The organism is Streptomyces sp. NPDC045967 (assembly GCF_056430495.1).
Map to the genome: position 1 here is coordinate 548,018 of NZ_JBWKLE010000003.1, position 18,745 is coordinate 566,762.

Annotated in this window: 17 protein-coding genes; 15 read left to right on the plus strand and 2 right to left on the minus strand. The window is 72.7% G+C overall.

Annotated features, from left to right (window positions below):
* Positions 1 to 26 precede the first annotated feature (26 nt).
* Entirely contained in the window at positions 27 to 695 is a 669-nt protein-coding gene (locus tag AC07FY_RS09445; protein ID WP_479002875.1) for a bifunctional DNA primase/polymerase, read from the minus strand.
* 363 nt (positions 696 to 1,058) lie between these two features.
* On the opposite strand from AC07FY_RS09445, the gene nsdA reads away from it, so the two are divergent.
* From nsdA to ftsH, 6 genes are all read left to right on the plus strand, one after another.
* Positions 1,059 to 2,555 carry a transcriptional repressor NsdA gene (nsdA, locus tag AC07FY_RS09450; RefSeq protein WP_479002878.1) on the plus strand — a complete coding sequence of 499 codons (1,497 nt, stop codon included), beginning with the start codon at positions 1,059 to 1,061 and terminating at the stop codon, positions 2,553 to 2,555.
* Positions 2,556 to 2,954: 399 nt separating this feature from the next.
* Positions 2,955 to 4,301: an ammonium transporter gene (locus AC07FY_RS09455; RefSeq protein ID WP_479002880.1), complete on the plus strand. Its 1,347-nt coding sequence runs from the start codon at positions 2,955 to 2,957 to the stop codon at positions 4,299 to 4,301.
* Positions 4,298 to 4,636 carry a P-II family nitrogen regulator gene (locus AC07FY_RS09460; RefSeq protein WP_479002883.1) on the plus strand — a complete coding sequence of 113 codons (339 nt, stop codon included), beginning with the start codon at positions 4,298 to 4,300 and terminating at the stop codon, positions 4,634 to 4,636. Before AC07FY_RS09455 ends, AC07FY_RS09460 begins: the two co-directional genes overlap by 4 nt.
* Positions 4,637 to 4,653: 17 nt before the next feature.
* On the plus strand, positions 4,654 to 7,080 hold the full coding sequence (locus AC07FY_RS09465; protein ID WP_479002886.1) for a [protein-PII] uridylyltransferase: 2,427 nt from the start codon (positions 4,654 to 4,656) through the stop codon (positions 7,078 to 7,080).
* 213 nt (positions 7,081 to 7,293) lie between these two features.
* Entirely contained in the window at positions 7,294 to 8,865 is a 1,572-nt protein-coding gene (gene ffh / locus AC07FY_RS09470) for a signal recognition particle protein (protein WP_479002888.1), read from the plus strand.
* A gap of 128 nt (positions 8,866 to 8,993) precedes the next feature.
* A complete protein-coding gene (ftsH, locus tag AC07FY_RS09475; RefSeq protein WP_479002891.1) occupies positions 8,994 to 10,934 on the plus strand; it encodes an ATP-dependent zinc metalloprotease FtsH in 1,941 nt (646 codons plus the stop codon).
* A gap of 10 nt (positions 10,935 to 10,944) precedes the next feature.
* On the opposite strand, the gene AC07FY_RS09480 is transcribed toward ftsH, so the two are convergent.
* Positions 10,945 to 11,688, minus strand: coding sequence for a methyltransferase type 11 (locus AC07FY_RS09480; RefSeq protein WP_479002893.1), 744 nt, complete (start codon positions 11,686 to 11,688; stop codon positions 10,945 to 10,947).
* Between the two features lie 131 nt (positions 11,689 to 11,819).
* Here AC07FY_RS09480 and proS point away from each other — a divergent pair, with 131 nt between their 5' ends.
* From proS to lepB (AC07FY_RS09525), 9 genes are all read left to right on the plus strand, one after another.
* Positions 11,820 to 13,232 carry a proline--tRNA ligase gene (proS, locus tag AC07FY_RS09485; protein ID WP_479002896.1) on the plus strand — a complete coding sequence of 471 codons (1,413 nt, stop codon included), beginning with the start codon at positions 11,820 to 11,822 and terminating at the stop codon, positions 13,230 to 13,232.
* A gap of 216 nt (positions 13,233 to 13,448) precedes the next feature.
* Positions 13,449 to 14,045 carry a hypothetical protein gene (locus tag AC07FY_RS09490; RefSeq protein WP_384225004.1) on the plus strand — a complete coding sequence of 199 codons (597 nt, stop codon included), beginning with the start codon at positions 13,449 to 13,451 and terminating at the stop codon, positions 14,043 to 14,045.
* 293 nt (positions 14,046 to 14,338) lie between these two features.
* The gene (rpsP, locus tag AC07FY_RS09495; RefSeq protein ID WP_479002899.1) at positions 14,339 to 14,776 is read left to right on the plus strand and encodes a 30S ribosomal protein S16; all 438 of its coding nucleotides are present in this window, start codon (positions 14,339 to 14,341) and stop codon (positions 14,774 to 14,776) included.
* Between the two features lie 2 nt (positions 14,777 to 14,778).
* Positions 14,779 to 15,018: an RNA-binding protein gene (locus AC07FY_RS09500; protein WP_150517622.1), complete on the plus strand. Its 240-nt coding sequence runs from the start codon at positions 14,779 to 14,781 to the stop codon at positions 15,016 to 15,018.
* A 124-nt stretch (positions 15,019 to 15,142) separates the two neighbouring features.
* Positions 15,143 to 15,712 (plus strand): ribosome maturation factor RimM, encoded by a 570-nt coding sequence (gene rimM / locus AC07FY_RS09505; protein WP_479002902.1) that lies wholly within the window; start codon positions 15,143 to 15,145, stop codon positions 15,710 to 15,712.
* Complete coding sequence (gene trmD, locus AC07FY_RS09510; protein ID WP_479002906.1) at positions 15,712 to 16,533, plus strand: tRNA (guanosine(37)-N1)-methyltransferase TrmD; 822 nt, start codon at positions 15,712 to 15,714, stop codon at positions 16,531 to 16,533. The genes rimM and trmD overlap by 1 nt, the downstream gene beginning before the upstream one ends.
* A 133-nt stretch (positions 16,534 to 16,666) precedes the next feature.
* Entirely contained in the window at positions 16,667 to 17,017 is a 351-nt protein-coding gene (gene rplS / locus AC07FY_RS09515) for a 50S ribosomal protein L19 (protein WP_376679625.1), read from the plus strand.
* Between the two features lie 44 nt (positions 17,018 to 17,061).
* The gene (gene lepB, locus AC07FY_RS09520; protein ID WP_479002909.1) at positions 17,062 to 17,784 is read left to right on the plus strand and encodes a signal peptidase I; all 723 of its coding nucleotides are present in this window, start codon (positions 17,062 to 17,064) and stop codon (positions 17,782 to 17,784) included.
* Complete coding sequence (gene lepB, locus AC07FY_RS09525; protein ID WP_479002912.1) at positions 17,777 to 18,655, plus strand: signal peptidase I; 879 nt, start codon at positions 17,777 to 17,779, stop codon at positions 18,653 to 18,655. The genes lepB (AC07FY_RS09520) and lepB (AC07FY_RS09525) overlap by 8 nt, the downstream gene beginning before the upstream one ends.
* Positions 18,656 to 18,745 lie beyond the last annotated feature (90 nt).

Sequence of the window (18,745 nt, forward strand, 5' to 3'; positions counted from 1 at the left end):
ACCCGCACGAGGAGGGGAGACGCGGCCTAGCGGCGGAACCGGTGGCAGATGTAAGCGAGGGTGCCGAGCAGGAGCCGGGCCTGCGGCGGGCCGCCGGCCGAGTCGAGCGCGGGCGGCCGCATCCAGCCGGCCTGGCCGAGCCCGGCCCGGTCCGAGGGCGGGGCCGTCACGTGGCAGCCGTCGCCGAGGGCGCGCAGGTCCAGATCGGCGTCGTCCCAGCCCATCCGGTACAGCAGCTGGGGCAGCTCGTCCGCGGCGCCCGGCGCGACGAAGAACTGCGCCCGGCCGTCCGGGGTCTCGATGACCGGCCCGAGCGGCAGCCCCATCCGCTCCAGCCGGACCAGCGCGCGGCTGCCGGCCTCCGCGGAGACCTCGATGACGTCGAAGCTGCGGCCCACGGGGAGCAGTACCGCGGCCCCCGGGTACTCGCCCCAGGCCCCGGTGACCTCGTCCAGGGTGGCCCCGGCCTTGACCGTGGGGGCGAAGGGGAGCGGATGCGCTCCGGGGGCGGCGCACCGCGGGTCACCGCAGGAGCAGTCGCGTGCCGGGGACGCGGCGCGGGCTCCGGGGACCACGTCCCAGCCCCACAGTCCGGTGTACTCGGCCACTGCCGTGCAGTCCGAGGTCCGGCCGCGGCGGCGGGCGCCGGAGCGGAACTCCCTGGTGCCGCGGCTGCCGCCGATCGTGAAGCCCATGCCCATGCCCCCTCCAACGGGTCGGACGCTCCGGTGGTTACGGCATTGACGGCACCGGCGCACTCCTCGCCGCGTGCGCCCCGAGCGCACTCCTGTCCACCAATCCCTTTTCACCTCGGTGTCAAGTGAATCGCGCCTGGCCGGTGGCGGGTTCATTCGAAGGGGTGGCGAATGGTGGCGTTTCCGGAAACGGCCTCGCGGGAGGGGTGATCGTAGGATTACTTTCGGTACACGAACCCCGATGGCGGACCGAGCGTGGTTATGCCGGAGGCAATGCGTGAAGGACTTGTGAAGGTCCGTGGCGACCGTCACCGCTCCCGTCAGGGTTTCGTGGGAAGAGGCGATGTGGATGGGGGCGTTCCAGTGAGCGGCAGCGGCGCAAGCGGAACGGGCGAGGAGTCGGCGGAGTCCGCCGACCGGAATGTCCAGCTGACCTCCTGGTTCGTCCGCAGCGGCTGGTCCAAGGGCGAACTGGCCCGCCAGGTCAACCGGCGGGCCCGCCAGATGGGCGCCCACCACATCAGCACGGACACCTCCCGGGTCCGCCGCTGGCTCGACGGCGAACAGCCCCGCGAGCCCGTCCCGCGGATCCTCTCCGAGCTGTTCTCGGAGCGCTTCGGCTCCGTCGTGGCCATCGAGCAGCTCGGCCTGCGCACCGCGCACCAGACGCCGTCCGTCTCCGGTGTCGACCTGCCCTGGGCCGGCCCGCAGACCGTCGAACTGCTCGGCGAGTTCTCCCGCAGCGACCTGATGCTGGCCCGCCGCGGCTTCCTCGGCACCTCGCTCGCCCTCTCCGCGGGCCCCGCCCTGATCGAGCCCATGCAGCGCTGGCTCGTTCCGGTCCCGGCCGCCGATGGGGGAGCGCGTGCGACGGGGCCGGCCGGCGCCACCGGCTCGCGCCCGCCGCGGCTGTCCGAACCCGAGCTCGACCTCCTCGACGCCACCACCGTCATGTTCCGGCAGTGGGACGCCCAGTGCGGCGGCGGGCTGCGCCGCAAGGCCGTGGTCGGCCAGCTCCACGAGGTCACCGACCTGCTCCAGGAGAGCCACCCCGGGCCCGTCATGAAGCGGCTCTTCAAGGTCGCCGCCGAACTCGCCGAACTGGCCGGCTGGATGAGCTACGACGTCGGCCTGCACCCCACCGCGCAGAAGTACTTCGTCCTCGCCCTGCACGCCGCGAAGGAGGCCGGGGACAAGCCGCTCGGCTCGTACATCCTCTCCGGGATGAGCCGCCAGATGATCCACCTCGGCCGCCCCGAGGACGCCCTGGAACTCATCCACCTCGCGCAGTACGGCAGCCGCGACTGCGCCGGCCCGCGCACCCAGGCGATGCTGTATGCGATGGAGGCCCGCGCCTACGCCAACATGGGGCAGCCCAGCCGCTGCAAGCGGGCCGTGCGGATGGCCGAGGACACCTTCGGCGACGCCGGCTTCGGGGGCGAGCCCGAACCCGACTGGATCCGCTTCTTCTCCGAGGCGGAACTCAACGGCGAGAACTCCCACTCCTACCGGGACCTCGCCTACGTGGCCGGGCGCAGCCCGACCTACGCCTCCCTCGCCGAACCGGTCATGGAACGGGCCGTCGAGCTCTTCGAGAAGGACGAGGAGCACCAGCGCTCCTACGCCCTGAACCTCATCGGCATGGCCACCGTGCACCTGCTCCAGCGCGAGCCCGAGCAGGCCACCGTCCTCGCCGGCCAGGCCCTGGACGTGGCGCAAAAGGTCCGTTCCGAGCGCGTGAACACCCGGCTGCGCAAGACCGTGGACATCGCGGCCCGTGAGTACGGCGACGTCGCCGAGGTGGTCCGGCTCACCGACATCCTCGCCGCCCGGCTGCCCGAAGCCGCGGAGGCCGTCTGACGGCCCCGCCGGCCGCTCCCAGGCCCCGGCCGCGGCAGCCAACCCCGTGAAGCCCGATCAGGCTCCCCCAGCCAGGACCTCCGGGCGCTGCCGCGGCCGGCTGTCCTTCCGCGCCTCGACCGGCGCCGCTCCCGAGAAGGTGGCCGCTCCCCGTCGTGGTGCCCCGACCGGTGGTCGCGGTGGTCATCGGTGCTCGGCCGTGTTCATCGGGCCGTAACAGCCACGACCTCTTCGTCATCGGGGCGAAACACCCAGCGGCGCCGCCGGAAACCGGCCTGCGCGAATCTCATGGCCAATAACCGGCCACTCCGGGCCGACCCCCCGGCCGGACGCCCTTACCGCCGCTCAGGTTTTTCACGATCGCCCGCACGCGAACGTACCGACGACGAGGAGACGCCGATGGCATCAGCCATCACGACCCTCGCGGCAGACGCCCCGACGCTGTCTGCCGCGAACACCGGGTTCATGCTCATCTGCTCCGCCCTGGTCATGCTGATGACCCCGGGGCTGGCCTTCTTCTACGGAGGCATGGTCCGCGTCAAGAGCAGTCTCAACATGCTGATGATGAGCTTCATCAGCCTCGGGATCGTCACGATCCTGTGGGTGCTCTACGGCTTCAGCCTCGCCTTCGGCACCGACTCGGGCTCCCTCATCGGCTGGAACTCCGACTACCTCGGCCTCAGCGGCATCGGCATCACCGAGCTGTGGGACGGCTACACCATCCCGGTCTACGTCTTCGCCGTCTTCCAGCTGATGTTCGCCGTCATCACCCCCGCCCTGATCAGCGGCGCCCTCGCCGACCGGGTGAAGTTCAGCGCCTGGGCCCTGTTCACCGCCCTGTGGGTCACCGCCGTCTACTTCCCCGTCGCCCACTGGGTCTGGGGCTCGGGCGGCTGGCTCTTCGAGATGGGTGTCATCGACTTCGCGGGCGGCACCGCCGTCCACATCAACGCCGGCGCCGCCGCCCTCGGCGTGATCCTGGTCATCGGCAAGCGCGTCGGCTTCAAGAAGGACCCGATGCGCCCGCACAGCCTGCCCCTGGTGATGCTCGGCGCCGGTCTGCTGTGGTTCGGCTGGTTCGGGTTCAACGCGGGCTCCTGGCTCGGCAACGACGACGGCGTCGGCGCGGTCATGTTCGTCAACACCCAGGTCGCCACGGCCGCCGCCATGCTCGCCTGGCTCGCCTACGAGAAGCTGCGCCACGGCTCCTTCACCACCCTCGGCGCGGCCTCCGGCGCGGTCGCGGGCCTCGTCGCCATCACCCCGGCCGGCGGCGCCGTCAGCCCGCTCGGCGCGATCGCCGTCGGCGCCATCGCCGGCGTGCTCTGCGCCATGGCGGTCGGCCTCAAGTACCGCTTCGGCTTCGACGACTCCCTCGACGTGGTCGGCGTGCACCTCGTCGGCGGGATCGCCGGCTCCCTGCTCGTGGGCCTCTTCGCCACCGGCGGGGTCCAGTCCGACGTCGCGGGCCTCTTCTACGGCGGCGGCCTGGAGCAGCTCGGCAAGCAGGCCGTCGGGGTCTTCGCCGTCCTCGCCTACTCTCTCGTCGCGTCCGCGCTGCTCGCCTTCCTCCTCGACAAGACGATGGGGATGCGGGTCAGCGAGGACGACGAGGTCTCCGGCATCGACCAGGTCGAACACGCCGAGACGGCCTACGACTTCAGCGGAGCGGGCGGCGGAGCCTCCTCCCGGAGCACCGCCGCACCCGTCCCCGCCGCCGCCGCGAGCAAGAAGGTAGACGCATGAAGCTGATCACCGCGATCGTCAAGCCGCACAAGCTGGACGAGATCAAGGAGGCGCTCCAGGCCTTCGGGGTCCAGGGACTCACGGTCACCGAGGCCAGCGGCTACGGCCGCCAGCGCGGCCACACCGAGGTCTACCGCGGCGCCGAGTACACCGTGGACCTCGTGCCCAAGATCCGCATCGAGGTGCTCACCGACGACACCGACGCCGACGACGTGATCGACGTCATCGTGCGGGCCGCCGCCACCGGCAAGATCGGCGACGGCAAGGTGTGGAGCGTCCCGGTGGACTCCGTCGTCCGGGTCCGCACCGGCGAGCGCGGCGCTGACGCGCTCTAGGTGACGGGAGCTCCCGGGTGACGCGCGTCGAAGAGACCACCGACCACACGGCCGACCCGGAACCCGGCGGATACGCCGCGGCCCGGCTGCGACTCCTCCAGGAGGAGTCGCGGTCCGGGCCTTCCCGGCGTTCCGCCCTGGCCGGCCTGACCGACACATGGCTGACCGGCCTGTTCACGGCCGCCGTCCGGGAGGCCGGCGTACGCGGCGCCGCCCTGGTGGCCGTCGGCGGCTACGGGCGGGGCGAGCTCTCCCCCCGCAGCGACCTGGACCTGCTGCTGCTGCACGACGGCAAGGCCGAGCCGGGGCGGCTCAGCGCGCTGGCCGACCGCCTCTGGTACCCGGTGTGGGACCTGGGCCTCGCCCTCGACCACTCCGTACGCACCCCCGGCGAGGCCCGCAAGACCGCCGCCGAGGACCTCAAGGTGCACCTCGGGCTGCTCGACGCCCGGCCGGTCGCCGGGGACGCGGGCCTGCTCGCGGGCCTGCGTACCTCCGTCCTGGCCGACTGGCGCAACCAGGCGGGCAAGCGCCTCCCGCAGCTGGACTCCCTGTGCCGGGAGCGGGCCGAGCGGGCCGGGGAGCTGCGCTTCCTGCTCGAACCCGACCTCAAGGAGGCCCGCGGCGGACTGCGGGACGCCACCGCCCTGCGGGCGGTCGCGGCGTCCTGGCTGGCCGACGCCCCGCGCGCGGGCCTCGCCGAGGCACGCAGGCGGCTCCTCGACGCCCGGGACGCCCTGCACCTGGTGACGGGCCGGGCCACCGACCGCCTCGCCCTCCAGGAGCAGGACCAGGTCGCGCGGCGGCTCGGGCTGCTCGACGCGGACGCGCTGCTCCGGGAGGTGTACGAGGCCGCGCGGGTCGTCGCGTACGCCGGGGACGTCACCTGGCGGGAGGTCGGGCGGGTGCTGCGGGCGCGCTCGGCCCGGCCGCGGCTGCGCGGCCTGCTCGGCACCCGGGGCCCGGCGGCGGCCCCGCGGGCACCGCTCGCCGAAGGGGTCGTGGAGTCCGACGGCGAGGCTGTACTGGCCCTCGCCGCGCGCCCCGACCGCGATCCGGGGCTGGCGCTGCGGCTGGGCGCGGCCGCCGCCCGGGCGGGGCTGCCGGTCTCGCTGCACGCGCTGCGCAGGCTCGCCGCCCAGGGGAGCGCGCTGCCCGTGCCGTGGCCGGCGGAGGCCCGCGAACAGCTCCTGACCCTGCTGGGCGCGGGCGAGCCGATGGTGGCCGTCTGGGAGGCCATGGAGGCGGAGGGCCTCATCACGCGGCTGCTGCCCGACTGGGAGCGGGTACGGTGCCGCCCCCAGCGCAATCCCGTCCACACCTGGACGGTGGACCGGCACCTCATCGAGACGGCGGTGCGCGCCTCGGCCCTCACCCGCCGGGTCGGTCGCCCGGACCTGCTCCTGATGGCCGCGCTGCTGCACGACATCGGCAAGGGCTGGCCGGGCGACCACTCGGTGGCGGGCGAGACGATCGCCCGCGACATGGCCGCCCGGGTCGGCTTCGGCCCGCAGGACGTCGCCGTCCTGGGCACGCTCGTACGCCACCACCTGCTGCTGATCGACACCGCGACCCGGCGCGACCTGGACGACCCGGCGACCGTCCGCTCGGTCGCCGAGGCCGTCGGAACGGTGGGGACGCTGGAGATCCTGCACGCCCTGACCGAGGCCGACGCCCTGGCCACCGGACCGGCGGCGTGGAGCGCCTGGCGGGGATCGCTGGTCGCCGACCTCGTCGGGCGGGTCGCGGCCGTGCTGCGCGGGACCCCGCCGGACGCGGACGAGCCGCAGATCGCCACGACCGAGCAGGAACGCCTGGCGGTGGAGGCCCTGCGCACCGGGGAGCCGGTGCTCGCGCTGCACGCCCGCCGGGAGGAGGACGCGGTCGGCGTGGAGCTCGTCGTGGCCGTTCCCGACCAGCCGGGCGTCCTGCCGGCGGCGGCCGGGGTACTGGCCCTGCACCGGCTGACCGTACGCGCGGCGGACCTGCGCTCCGTGGAACTCCCGGACCGGCTGGGCGAGGTCCTGGTGCTGCGCTGGCGGGTGGCGGCGCAGTACGGGGCGCTGCCCGAGGCGGCCCGGCTGCGCACCGACCTGGTCCGGGCCCTGGACGGCTCGCTGGACGTGCCGGCGAAGCTCGCGGAGCGCGAGGCGGCCTACCCGCGCCGGCGCGGGGTGGTCCCGCCGCCGCCCCGGGTCGCGGTGGTCGCCGACGTGTCCTCCGTGGCCACGGTCCTGGAGGTTCGGGCGCCCGACGCCGTCGGTCTGCTGCACCGGATCGGGCGGGCGCTGGAGTCCTGCGGGGTCCGGGTGCGCAGCGCGCACGTCTCGACGCTGGGCGCCGACGCGGTGGACACCCTCTACCTCACCGCCCGGGACGGCAAACCGCTGGACCCGGAGCAGGCGGCCGCCCTGGCCGGCGCGGTGCAGGCGGCCCTGGCGTAGGGGCGCGGCCGGCGGCCGCGGCGCCCGGCCACGCCGCCGCGGCCGACCGGGCATGGCGCGCCCGGTGCCGCGCGGCGTGGGGGGCCGGAGCCGGCGGACGCGGCCCGCGGGCGGGCCCCGGTCCAAAAGCCGCCCGCAGGGCCGGACGGGCGGCGCGGCCCGATACTCTGGGGGACGACCACCACGCCCCCGACCCGAGGAATCGCGACCACCGTGTTCGATACGCTCTCCGACCGCTTGGCGAATACCTTCAAGGGCCTGCGCGGCAAAGGCCGGCTGTCCGAGGCTGACATCGACGCAGCGGCCCGGGAAATCCGTATCGCGCTCCTCGAGGCCGACGTCGCCCTCCCGGTCGTCCGCTCCTTCATCGCGAACGTCAAGGAACGCGCGCGCGGCGAAGAGGTCAGCAAGGCCCTGAACCCGGGCCAGCAGGTCCTCAAGATCGTCAACGACGAGCTCGTGACGATCCTCGGCGGTGAGACGCGCCGGCTGCGGTTCGCCAAGACCGCCCCCACCGTGATCATGCTCGCGGGCCTCCAGGGTGCCGGTAAGACCACCCTGGCCGGCAAGCTCGGCCTGTGGCTCAAGGGGCAGGGCCACACCCCGCTCCTCGTCGCGTGCGACCTCCAGCGCCCCAACGCCGTCAACCAGCTCTCCGTCGTCGCCGACCGCGCGGGCGTGGCGTTCTACGGCCCCCAGCCCGGCAACGGCGTCGGAGACCCGGTCCAGGTGGCCAAGGACTCCGTCGAGTACGCGCGCACCAAGCACCACGACATCGTCATCGTCGACACCGCCGGCCGCCTCGGCATCGACCAGGAGCTGATGCGGCAGGCCGCGGACATCCGCGACGCCGTCAGCCCAGACGAGATCCTCTTCGTCGTCGACGCCATGATCGGTCAGGACGCCGTCAACACGGCGGAGGCGTTCCGCGACGGCGTCGGCTTCGACGGCGTCGTGCTCTCCAAGCTCGACGGCGACGCGCGCGGCGGTGCCGCCCTCTCCATCGCGCACGTCACCGGCAAGCAGATCATGTTCGCCTCGAACGGCGAGAAGCTCGACGAGTTCGACGCCTTTCACCCGGACCGCATGGCGGGCCGGATCCTCGACATGGGTGACATGCTCACCCTCATCGAGCAGGCGGAGAAGACCTTCTCGCAGGCCGAGGCCGAGAAGATGGCGGCCAAGCTCGCCAAGGGCCCCAAGGAGTTCACGCTCGACGACTTCCTGGCCCAGATGGAGCAGGTCCGCAAGATGGGCTCCATCTCCAAGCTGCTCGGCATGCTGCCCGGCATGGGGCAGATCAAGGACCAGATCAACAACATCGACGAGCGCGACGTGGACCGCACCGCCGCGATCATCAAGTCGATGACCCCGGCCGAGCGCCAGGACCCGACGATCATCAACGGCTCGCGCCGCGCCCGTATCGCCAAGGGCTCCGGCACCGAGGTCAGCGCCGTCAAGGCGCTGGTCGAGCGCTTCTTCGACGCCCGCAAGATGATGTCCCGCATGGCCCAGGGCGGCGGCATGCCCGGCATGCCCGGCATCCCGGGGATGGGCGGCGGCCCCGGCCGGCAGAAGAAGCAGGTCAAGCAGGCCAAGGGCAAGCGCAAGAGCGGCAACCCGATGAAGCGCAAGGAAGAGGAGGCCGCCGCCGCGGCCCGCCGCGAGCAGGGGCCGCAGGTGGAGCCGGCGCCGGGGGCCAACCCGTTCGGCCTCCCGGCGGGCAGCGGCCAGCCGGGGCAGGACTTCGACCTCCCGGACGAGTTCAAGAAGTTCATGAAGTAGCACCCGCACGGCAGTCTGCGCAGGGCCCCGGACGTGACCCCACGGCCGGGGCCCTGCGCCGTGCGCGGGGGCAACGGGGGGATTTGTCGCTTATCGTCTGCCGGGAGGACGGCAGAAGGAGGCGCCCCGTGCCCACCCCCACCCCCGTACCGCCCCGCGACCGGGCCGACACGCCCTGGCGCTCCGAGGGCGCGCCGCCCACCCCCGCGCCGAAGAAGCGGATGCCGGGCGGCTGGCGCGGGCTGATCCTCGCCGCCCTGATCGTCTACCTGATCACCAACCTGGTGCTGTCCTTCTTCAACGAGGGGGACGAGCCGACGATCTCCTACACCGAGTTCAGCAAGCAGGTCGCGGCCGGCAACGTCTCCAAGATCTACTCCAAGGGCGACGCGATCCAGGGCCAGCTGAAGACCGGGCAGCCGATGCCCGACGGCGACAAGGGCGACTACACCAAGTTCGTCACCCAGCGGCCCGCCTTCGCCGACGACGACCTGTGGGCGAACCTCACCCGGCAGAACGTCACCGTGACCGCCTCCCCGGTCGTCGTGCAGCGCAGCTTCCTGGCCAACCTCCTGCTCTCCCTCGCCCCGATGCTGCTGCTGGTCCTGCTGTGGGTGTTCGTCGCCCGCCGGATGAGCGCGGGCATGGGCGGCGGCATGGCCGGACTGGGCCGCAAGGCACCGCCCAAGCCGGTGGAACTGGAGCGGGGCGACCAGCGGACCACCTTCGCGGACGTGGCGGGCATCGACGAGGTCGAGGGCGAGCTGAACGACGTCGTCGACTTCCTCAAGAACCCGCAGGCCTACCGCAGGCTGGGCGCTCGGATGCCCGGCGGGGTCCTGCTGTCCGGCCCGCCCGGCACCGGCAAGACACTGCTCGCGCGGGCGGTGGCGGGCGAGGCCGGAGTGCCGTTCTTCTCCGCCTCGGCCTCCGAGTTCATCGAGATGATCGTCGGCGTGGGCGCCTCCCGGGTCCGCGAGCTGTTCACCGAGGCCCGCAAGGTGGCTCCCGCGATCATCTTCATCGACGAGATCGACACCATCGGGCGCGTGCGCGGCGCCGGCGGGGCCGTGGGCGGCCACGACGAACGCGAGCAGACCCTCAACCAGATCCTCACCGAGATGGACGGCTTCTCCGGCTCGGAGGGCGTCGTCGTCCTCGCCGCCACCAACCGCGCGGACGTCCTGGACCCCGCCCTGACCCGGCCCGGCCGCTTCGACCGCACGGTGGTCGTCTCCCCGCCCGACCGCGGCGGCCGCGAGGCCATCCTGCGCATCCACACCCGGGACATCCCGCTCGCCCCGGGCGTCGACCTCGCCCAGGTGGCCCGCACCACCCCCGGCATGACCGGCGCCGAACTGGCCAACCTGGCCAACGAGGCGGCACTGCTGGCCGTCAAACGCCGGCAGGACGAGGTGACCCAGGCCGACCTGTCCGACGCCCTGGAGAAGGTTCAGCTCGGCGCCGAGCGGTCCCTGGTCATGCCGCTGGAGGAACGCCGCCGCACGGCCTACCACGAGAGCGGCCACGCACTGCTCGGCATGCTCCAGCCGGGCGCCGACCCGGTCCGCAAGATCACCATCGTGCCCCGCGGTCGGGCCCTCGGCGTCACCCTCTCCACCCCGGACGCCGACCGGTACGCCTACACGGAGCCGTACCTGCGCGGCCGCATCATCGGCGCGCTCGGCGGCATGGCGGCCGAGCACGTGGTCTACGACGTCATCACCACGGGCGCGGAGAACGACCTGGAGCAGGTCACCAACCTCGCCCGCGGCATGGTCGGGCGGTGGGGCATGAGCGAGCGCGTCGGCAAGCTCACCGCCATCCCGTCCGACGGCGGCAGCCCCTACGGCCTGTCCGCCGCCCCCGCCACCCTGGACGCGGTGGACCACGAGATGCGGCGGATCGTCGACGAGTGCTACGCGGACGCCTGCCGCCTGCTGCGCGAGAACCGCCCGAAACTCGACGCCCTGGCCGAGGCCCTGCTCGCCAACGAGACCCTGGACGAACCGGCCGCCTACGCCGCCGCCGGGATCACCCGCCTGACGAAGGGCCACGGCACCGGCTGAGGCGGAGCGCTCAGGCCACCCGGGCGATCACATACCGGAAGATGTTCGGCAGCCAAACGGCCCCGTCGGGCCGCTCGAACGGGTGAAGGGCGAGGACCAGTTCCTTCTCCGCCAGCGCGGCGTCGGCCATCCCGAACGGTGCGGCCCGGTCGTCGGCCCCGGCCGAGCCGATGCCCGCGACCGGGTACAGCCCCGTCGACAGCAGACCGCGCACCGCGCTGTCCACGTCCGCGTAGCCGAAGGGGCAGAACACCCGCCCCGACCCGTCCGGGCGCAGCCCGGCCCGCTCCACGAGCGCGTCCAGGTCACGCGGCGCGGGTCCGCCGCCCAGGACCGCCGGCACGGTGCACCGCTCGGCGGGCCCCCAGTCGGCCAGCACCACCGCCCCGCCCCGCCGCACGGCGGGCAGGGCCCGCTCCAGAGCCGGCGGGTCGGGGGAGAAGGCCAGCAGGGCGTCGTACGGGCCGCCCGGCGAGCCGTCCGCCGAGGCGGACGGCGGAGCCGCCAGCACCTCCAGCAGCCGCTCGCGGGCCAGCGCCCGCCGGGCCGGATCCGCCTCCACGCCGGTGGCCGCGGCTCCCCGTCCGGCCGCCAGCAGCAGCGGCAGCCCGGCCCCGCAGCCGAGGCCCAGCAGCCGGTCTCCCGGCCCGAGCTCCAGCCGGTCGTAGACCGCCTCGTACAGCGGTACCAGCATCCGTTCCTGGATCTCGGCCCAGTCCCGGGCGACGAGCGTCGCGGTCGGCGTCGGTGTCATAGAAAGAGCGCTCCTGATTCCGTGTCGCCCCCTTGCCCCCGTTGACAGGGAACTCCCCATCCGCCTCCGCGTCCAGAGGAACGAGCCACCCGATTCACGCTCGGCGCGCCGGGCGCCGTACCATTCGCGCCATGGCAAAGGCACCCGTTCTCACCCCGCAGGCGGAGGATTTCCCCCGCTGGTACCAGGATCTGATCAACAAGGCCGAGCTGGCCGACAACGGTCCGGTCCGCGGCACGATGGTCATCCGACCGTACGGCTACGGCCTGTGGGAGCGGATGCAGCAGGAGATGGACGCGCGGATCAAGGACGCCGGCGCCCAGAACGCCTACTTCCCGCTGTTCATCCCGCAGTCGTACCTGACGAGGGAGGCCGAGCACGTCGAGGGCTTCGCCCCCGAGCTCGCGGTCGTCACGCACGGCGGCGGCAAGGAGCTGGAAGAGCCGGTCGTGGTCCGTCCCACTTCCGAGACGATCATCAACGACTACTTCTCCAAGTGGGTCCAGAGCTACCGCGACCTGCCCCTGCTGATCAACCAGTGGGCCAACGTGGTCCGCTGGGAGATGCGCCCCCGCGTGTTCCTCCGTACGAGCGAGTTCCTCTGGCAGGAGGGCCACACCGCCCACGCCACGTACGAGGAAGCCCGCGACTACGCCGCCCGGATCCACACGGACGTCTACGGCGACTTCATGACGAACGTGCTCGGCATCGACGTCGTGCTCGGCCGCAAGACCGCCAAGGAGCGCTTCGCCGGCGCCATCAACACCCTCACCCTCGAAGGCATGATGGGCGACGGCAAGGCCCTCCAGCTGGGTACGAGCCACGAGCTGGGCACCAACTTCGCCAAGGCGTTCAACACGCAGTACCTGTCGAAGGAGGGCAAGCAGGAGCTCGTCTGGCAGACCTCGTGGGGCGTCTCGACCCGCATGGTCGGCGGCCTGATCATGTCCCACGGCGACGACAACGGCCTGCGCGTCCCGCCGCGCCTCGCGCACGTGCAGGTCGTCGTCGTGGCGATCAAGGGCGACGAGGCCGTGGCGAAGGTCCGCGAGCTGGGCGCCCAGCTGAAGGCCGCGGGTCTGCGCGTACAGGTCGACGACCGCGTGGACACGCCCTTCGGCCGCCGTGCCGTGGACTGGGAGCTCAAGGGCGTACCGGTCCGCATCGAGATCGGCCCCCGCGACCTGGAGGCCGGCACGGCGATGCTGGCCCGCCGCATCCCGGGCGGGAAGACCCCGGTGCGGCTCGACGAGCTCGCCGACCTGCTGCCCAAGGTGCTGGAGGAGGACCAGGCGCAGCTGCTGCGCGAGTCCCGCGAGCGCCGTGAGGCCCGGACCTCGGACGTCACGACCATCGGGGAGGCCGCCGAAGCCGCCGTCGCAGGCGGCTGGGCCCGGATCCCGTGGGCCGACCTGGGCCCGGAGGGCGAGGCGAAGCTGGCCGAGCAGGCGGTCTCCGTGCGCTGCCTGATCGCCGAGGACGGGTCGGTCCCGGAGACCGACGACGCCCCCGGTACGCTCGCGATCGTCGCGCGCTCCTACTGACCGCGTGATCCTCTGACGGTCTGTCGACCGATGCGCCCCGGTGCGCGGCCCCCGCGCCGCACACCGGGGCGTACTCGTCGTTACGTACCGACTCCTCCGGGGATCGGCGCACCCGTCCTCGTCAGGACGCATGAGGCTGAACTGACTGGTACGTGCAAAAAAATTTGGAATGGCCCGGAATCGGAACACCGGGGCACCCCGGCTCGTTGTCACGACGTGAGCACGACACCACCTGTTCTCGCCGCAGAGCTGGCGCAGGCGTGGGCCGACATTCAGCGGTACCACCCCGAGCTGCCTGACCTTGCCGCGCCCGAGTCCCTGATCGGAGAGTCCTCGTCCGCCTGCGGCGCCGAACTCTCCTTCGAGCGACTGCTGCACGAGGCAGTCCACGGCATCGCCGCCGCCCGCGGTGTCCGTGACACCTCGCGCGCCGGCCGCTACCACAACCGCAGATTCCTCGCGATCGCCGAGGAGATGGGACTGGACCACTCCGAGGAACCCCACGCGAGCAGCGGCTTCTCGCTGGTCGCGCTCAACCCCGAGGCCAAGCGGCGCTACCGGCCCACCATCGAGCGGCTGCAGCGGGCCCTGAAGGCGCACACGGCCGCCACGGCCGCCGACACCAAGCGCAGCTTCCGCGGGCCGGCCGCCCGGCACGGCTCCTCGGGCGGCGGCGTCCGCGTCAAGGCGGTCTGCGACTGCGGTCGCAACGTCCGGGTGGTCCCTTCCGTGCTCGCCCAGGCCCCGATCGTCTGCGGCGGATGCATGAAGCCGTTCCGCATCCCCGAGGTGGCGGTGGCGGCGGCCTCCTGACGCCCCTGCCGCCGGGCCGGACGGGCGGAACCGGTGGCGGCCCGGTCCGGCGGCGACCGCCGCCCGGCGCGCGGCCGGGGACCGCCCGGCCGACGGGCCGGGCCGCCCGCGGCGGGAGCCGGTCACCCCGCTCGGCGGCGCCGCGGGCGTATGGCACAATGGCTAGCTGTACTCGACAGTCGCATAGGACCCCTCTCTCCTCCGGCTGACGCGTCCATCGGGCACCCGAGTACCGCAACCCCACGTGGCATCTCATGTGCCCAACCACGTCAAGTTCAGGAGACACCACTCCAGTGGCAGTCAAGATCAAGCTCAAGCGCCTCGGCAAGATTCGCCAGCCGCACTACCGCATCGTCGTCGCCGACGCCCGCACCCGCCGGGACGGTCGCGCGATCGAAGAGATCGGTATCTACCACCCGACCTACAACCCGTCGCGCATCGAGGTCAACGCCGAGCGTGCGCAGTACTGGCTGTCGGTCGGCGCCCAGCCCACCGAGGCTGTGCTCGCCATCCTGAAGCTGACCGGTGACTGGCAGGCCCACAAGGGCCTCCCCGCCCCCGCGCCGCTGCTGCAGCCCGAGACGAAGGAGAGCAAGCGTCGCTCCTTCGACGAGTTCGCCAAGACCCTCGAGGGTGGCGACGCCAAGGGCGAGGCCATCACCCAGAAGGCGAAGAAGGCCGACAAGAAGGCGGACGAGGCTGAGGCCACCGCCGAGTCGACCGAGGCCTGAGCATGCTCGAGGAGGCTCTTGAGCACCTCGTGAAGGGCATTGTGGACAACCCCGACGACGTGCAGGTCGCCTCGCGCGACCTGCGCCGCGGACAGGTGCTCGAGGTCCGGGTCCACCCCGACGACCTCGGCAAGGTGATCGGCCGCAACGGCCGCACCGCACGTGCTCTGCGTACCGTCGTGGGTGCCATCGGCGGCCGCGGTATCCGCGTCGACCTCGTCGACGTGGACCAGGTCCGCTGAGCAGTTGAACCACCGGCACGGGCCGGGGAGGGCGCACGTCGCCCGCCCCGGCCCGAGTCGTTTCCGCCCCCGGGCAGAGCGACCATTGATGTGAGCGACCACGCCGCAGTAAGGGAAGAGCACAGTGGAGTTGGTAGTCGCGCGGATCGGCCGCGCCCACGGCATCAAGGGTGAGGTCACCGTCGAGGTGCGCACCGACGAGCCGGAACTGCGGCTCAGTCCCGGCGCCGTGCTGAAGACGGAGCCCGCGACGGCGGGACCGCTGACGATCGAGACGGGCCGCGTGCACAGCGGGCGGCTGCTGCTCCGCTTCGCCGGCGTGAAGGACCGCACCGGCGCCGAGGCGCTGCGCAACATCCTCCTGATCGCCGAGGTCGACCCCGCGGAACTGCCCGAGGAGGAGGACGAGTACTACGACCACCAGCTGATGGACCTCGACGTCGTCCTCGCCGACGGCACCGAGATCGGCCGGATCACCGAGATCTCCCACCTCCCCTCGCAGGACCTCTTCATCGTCGAGCGGCCGGACGGCTCCGAGGTGATGATCCCCTTCGTCGAGGACATCGTCGCCGAGATCGACCTGGAGGAGCAGCGCTGCGTCATCACCCCGCCGCCGGGGCTGATCGACGAACGCGAGGCCGTGGTCGCCTCGACCCGCGACGAGGAGCCCGGGGCCGCGGAGGACGACGCCTGATGCGTCTCGACGTCGTCACGATCTTCCCCGAGTACCTGGAACCGCTGAACGTCTCCCTCGTCGGCAAGGCCCGCGCCCGCGGCCGCCTCGACGTGCACGTCCACGACCTGCGGGACTGGACGTACGACCGGCACAACACGGTCGACGACACCCCCTACGGCGGCGGGCCCGGCATGGTCATGAAGACCGAGCCGTGGGGCGAGGCCCTGGACACGGCGCTGGCCGACGGCTACGAGGCGGGCGCGCACGGGCCGGTCATGGTCGTTCCCACCCCCAGCGGCCGGCCCTTCACCCAGGAACTGGCCGTCGAACTCTCCGAACGGCCCTGGCTGGTCTTCACCCCGGCCCGCTACGAGGGCATCGACCGCCGCGTCATGGACGAGTACGCCACCCGCATGCCGGTGTACGAGGTCTCCATCGGCGACTACGTCCTGGCGGGCGGCGAGGCCGCCGTCCTGGTCGTCACCGAGGCCGTGGCCCGGCTGCTCCCCGGGGTGCTCGGCAACGCCGAATCGCACCGCGACGACTCCTTCGCACCCGGCCAGATGGCGAACCTGCTGGAGGGGCCCGTCTACACCAAGCCCCCGCTGTGGCGCGGCCGGGACATCCCGGAGGTGCTGCTCAGCGGCCACCACGGGAAGATCGCCCGCTGGCGCCGGGACGAGGCCTTCCGCAGGACCGCCCGCAACCGCCCCGACCTGATCGAGCGCTGCGATGCCTCCGCCTTCGACAAGAAGGACCGGGAGATCCTGTCCATCCTGGGCTGGACGCCGTCGGCCGACGGCCGATTTTGGCGCAGGCCGCAGGCCGTGGAAGAATAGGCGGCTGTTGTGTGCTCGCGGACGCCCCTGCCACAGGGGGACCGTCGCCCGCCGAGTGACACGGCTCCCGAATTCTCTACGGAAACCCGCACCGGCGACCTGTGGCGTCGTGCGAAGAAAGCAGACGAAGAACATGTCTCACCTGCTCGATGGCGTCAACGCCGCCACGCTCCGCTCGGACGTCCCGGCCTTCCGCCCGGGTGACACGATCAACGTGCACGTCCGCGTGATCGAGGGCAACCGCTCCCGTATCCAGCAGTTCAAGGGTGTCGTCATCCGCCGCCAGGGCGCCGGTGTCTCCGAGACCTTCACCGTGCGCAAGGTCTCCTTCAGCGTCGGCGTGGAGCGCACCTTCCCGGTCCACTCCCCGATCTTCGAGAAGATCGAGCTCGTCACCCGCGGTGACGTGCGCCGCGCGAAGCTGTACTACCTCCGTGAGCTCCGCGGCAAGGCCGCGAAGATCAAGGAGAAGCGCGACAACTGAGGTCCCCTCCGGTGTGCCGGGGCGGCCGGATAGGCTCGCCCCCGATGGACACCGAAGCACCTCACACGCAGCGCGGCCACTCTTCCCCCGTCGAGGGGGAAGGGCGGTCGCGTTTCGCGTTTTCCGCGGTCCTGCGGCCGCTGACCTGGCGGCGGGCCGGCGCGCTCGGTGTGCTCTGCACCGTCTTCCTGCTGCTGCTCGGCAACTTCGTGGTCCAGCCGTTCCTGATCCCGAGCCGCTCCATGGAGCCCACGCTCGAGGTCGGCGACCGGCTGCTGGTCGACAAGCTGGCGTACCGCTTCGGCGAGCAGCCGCGCCGTGGTGACGTGGTGGTCTTCGACGGCACCGGGTCCTTCGTACGGGAGCGCCCCGCGGGCCATCCGGTCGGCGAGCTGCTGCGCGGCGCGGCCTCGGCGCTCGGACTCGCGGAGCCCTCCGACACCGACTTCGTCAAGCGGGTCGTGGGCGTCGGCGGCGACGACGTAGTGTGCTGCGACGCCGAGGGGCGCATCGAGGTCAACGGCGTCCCCCTGCGGGAGCCGTACCTCTACCCCGGCGACGCGCCCTCGACGGTCCCCTTCCGGATCGTCGTACCCCTTGGGACCCTGTGGGTGATGGGTGATCACCGCTCCCAGTCCCGCGATTCGCGGGACCACCTGGGGGAGCCGGGCGGGGGGATGGTGCCGGTGGAGAAGGTGATCGGGCGGGCCGGGTGGATCGGCTGGCCGCTCTCGCGCTGGGGTGGCGCCGGCGGCGGCCATGGGTAGCCGCGGACGGCCGCGCGGCGGGCGGGAACCGGAGCGCAGACCCGAGCCGGAGCCGGAACCCGTCGTCGTGGAGGGCGGTCGGGCCGAACGCCGGCGGACGGCCCGGCGGGTACGGCGGCGCCGCCGCACGCGCCGGGCGGGCGAGCTGCCGCTGCTCGTGGTCGTGGCCCTGTGCATCGCCCTGCTCCTCAAGACGTTCCTGGTGCAGGCCTTCTTCATCCCGTCGGGGTCGATGGAGCAGACCATCCGGATCGGCGACCGGGTGCTGGTCGACAAGCTGACCCCCTGGTTCGGCTCCGAGGTCGAGCGCGGCGACGTCGTCGTGTTCGAGGACCCGGGCGGCTGGCTCAAGGGCGAGGCGGCCCGGCCGGCCCCGGACCCGGTCGGGGTGAAGCAGATCAAGCAGACGCTCACCTTCATCGGCCTGCTGCCCTCGGCGGACGAGCAGGACCTGATCAAGCGCGTCATCGGCGTCGGCGGGGACACCGTCAAGTGCTGCGACGCCCGCGGGCGGGTCACCGTCAACGGCTCGCCGCTGGATGAGCCGTACGTGAACGCGGGCAACGCGCCCTCGGAGATCCGCTTCGAGGTGCGGGTGCCGCCGGGCCGGCTCTTCGTGATGGGTGACCACCGGGCGAACTCAGCCGACTCCCGTTACCACCTCGACGAGCGCTTCGAGGGCACGATCGACGAGAACGAGGTCGTCGGCGAGGCCGTCGTGATCGCCTGGCCGTTCGGGCACTGGCGCCGGCTGGACACGCCCGCGACCTTCCGGATGGTCCCGGACCAGGCCCGGCGCACGGTCCCGGACCAGGCCCGGCGCGGCGCCCGGGGGCGCCGGCGGCGCCGCCCCGCCCCGCCGTTCGCATAGTGTGTCCTGGGTCTCCCGAGCCTTCGGGAACTCCCGCTCGTTAGGGGAGGGGAGGGCCCGCTGTCCGTTCGGCAGCGGGCGGCGAATCGG

Bases quoted from the DNA above. Each gene is read 5' to 3' on its own strand.
- proS (WP_479002896.1), top strand. From the start codon at position 11,820: ATGGCAAAGGCACCCGTTCTCACCCCGCAGGCGGAGGATTTCCCCCGC.
- lepB (WP_479002909.1), top strand. From the start codon at position 17,062: ATGGACACCGAAGCACCTCACACGCAGCGCGGCCACTCTTCCCCCGTC.
- AC07FY_RS09460 (WP_479002883.1), top strand. From the start codon at position 4,298: ATGAAGCTGATCACCGCGATCGTCAAGCCGCACAAGCTGGACGAGATC.
- AC07FY_RS09455 (WP_479002880.1), top strand. From the start codon at position 2,955: ATGGCATCAGCCATCACGACCCTCGCGGCAGACGCCCCGACGCTGTCT.
- AC07FY_RS09445 (WP_479002875.1), bottom strand. From the start codon at position 695: ATGGGCTTCACGATCGGCGGCAGCCGCGGCACCAGGGAGTTCCGCTCC.
- AC07FY_RS09480 (WP_479002893.1), bottom strand. From the start codon at position 11,688: ATGACACCGACGCCGACCGCGACGCTCGTCGCCCGGGACTGGGCCGAG.
- AC07FY_RS09500 (WP_150517622.1), top strand. From the start codon at position 14,779: ATGCTCGAGGAGGCTCTTGAGCACCTCGTGAAGGGCATTGTGGACAAC.
- lepB (WP_479002912.1), top strand. From the start codon at position 17,777: ATGGGTAGCCGCGGACGGCCGCGCGGCGGGCGGGAACCGGAGCGCAGA.
- rplS (WP_376679625.1), top strand. From the start codon at position 16,667: ATGTCTCACCTGCTCGATGGCGTCAACGCCGCCACGCTCCGCTCGGAC.
- trmD (WP_479002906.1), top strand. From the start codon at position 15,712: ATGCGTCTCGACGTCGTCACGATCTTCCCCGAGTACCTGGAACCGCTG.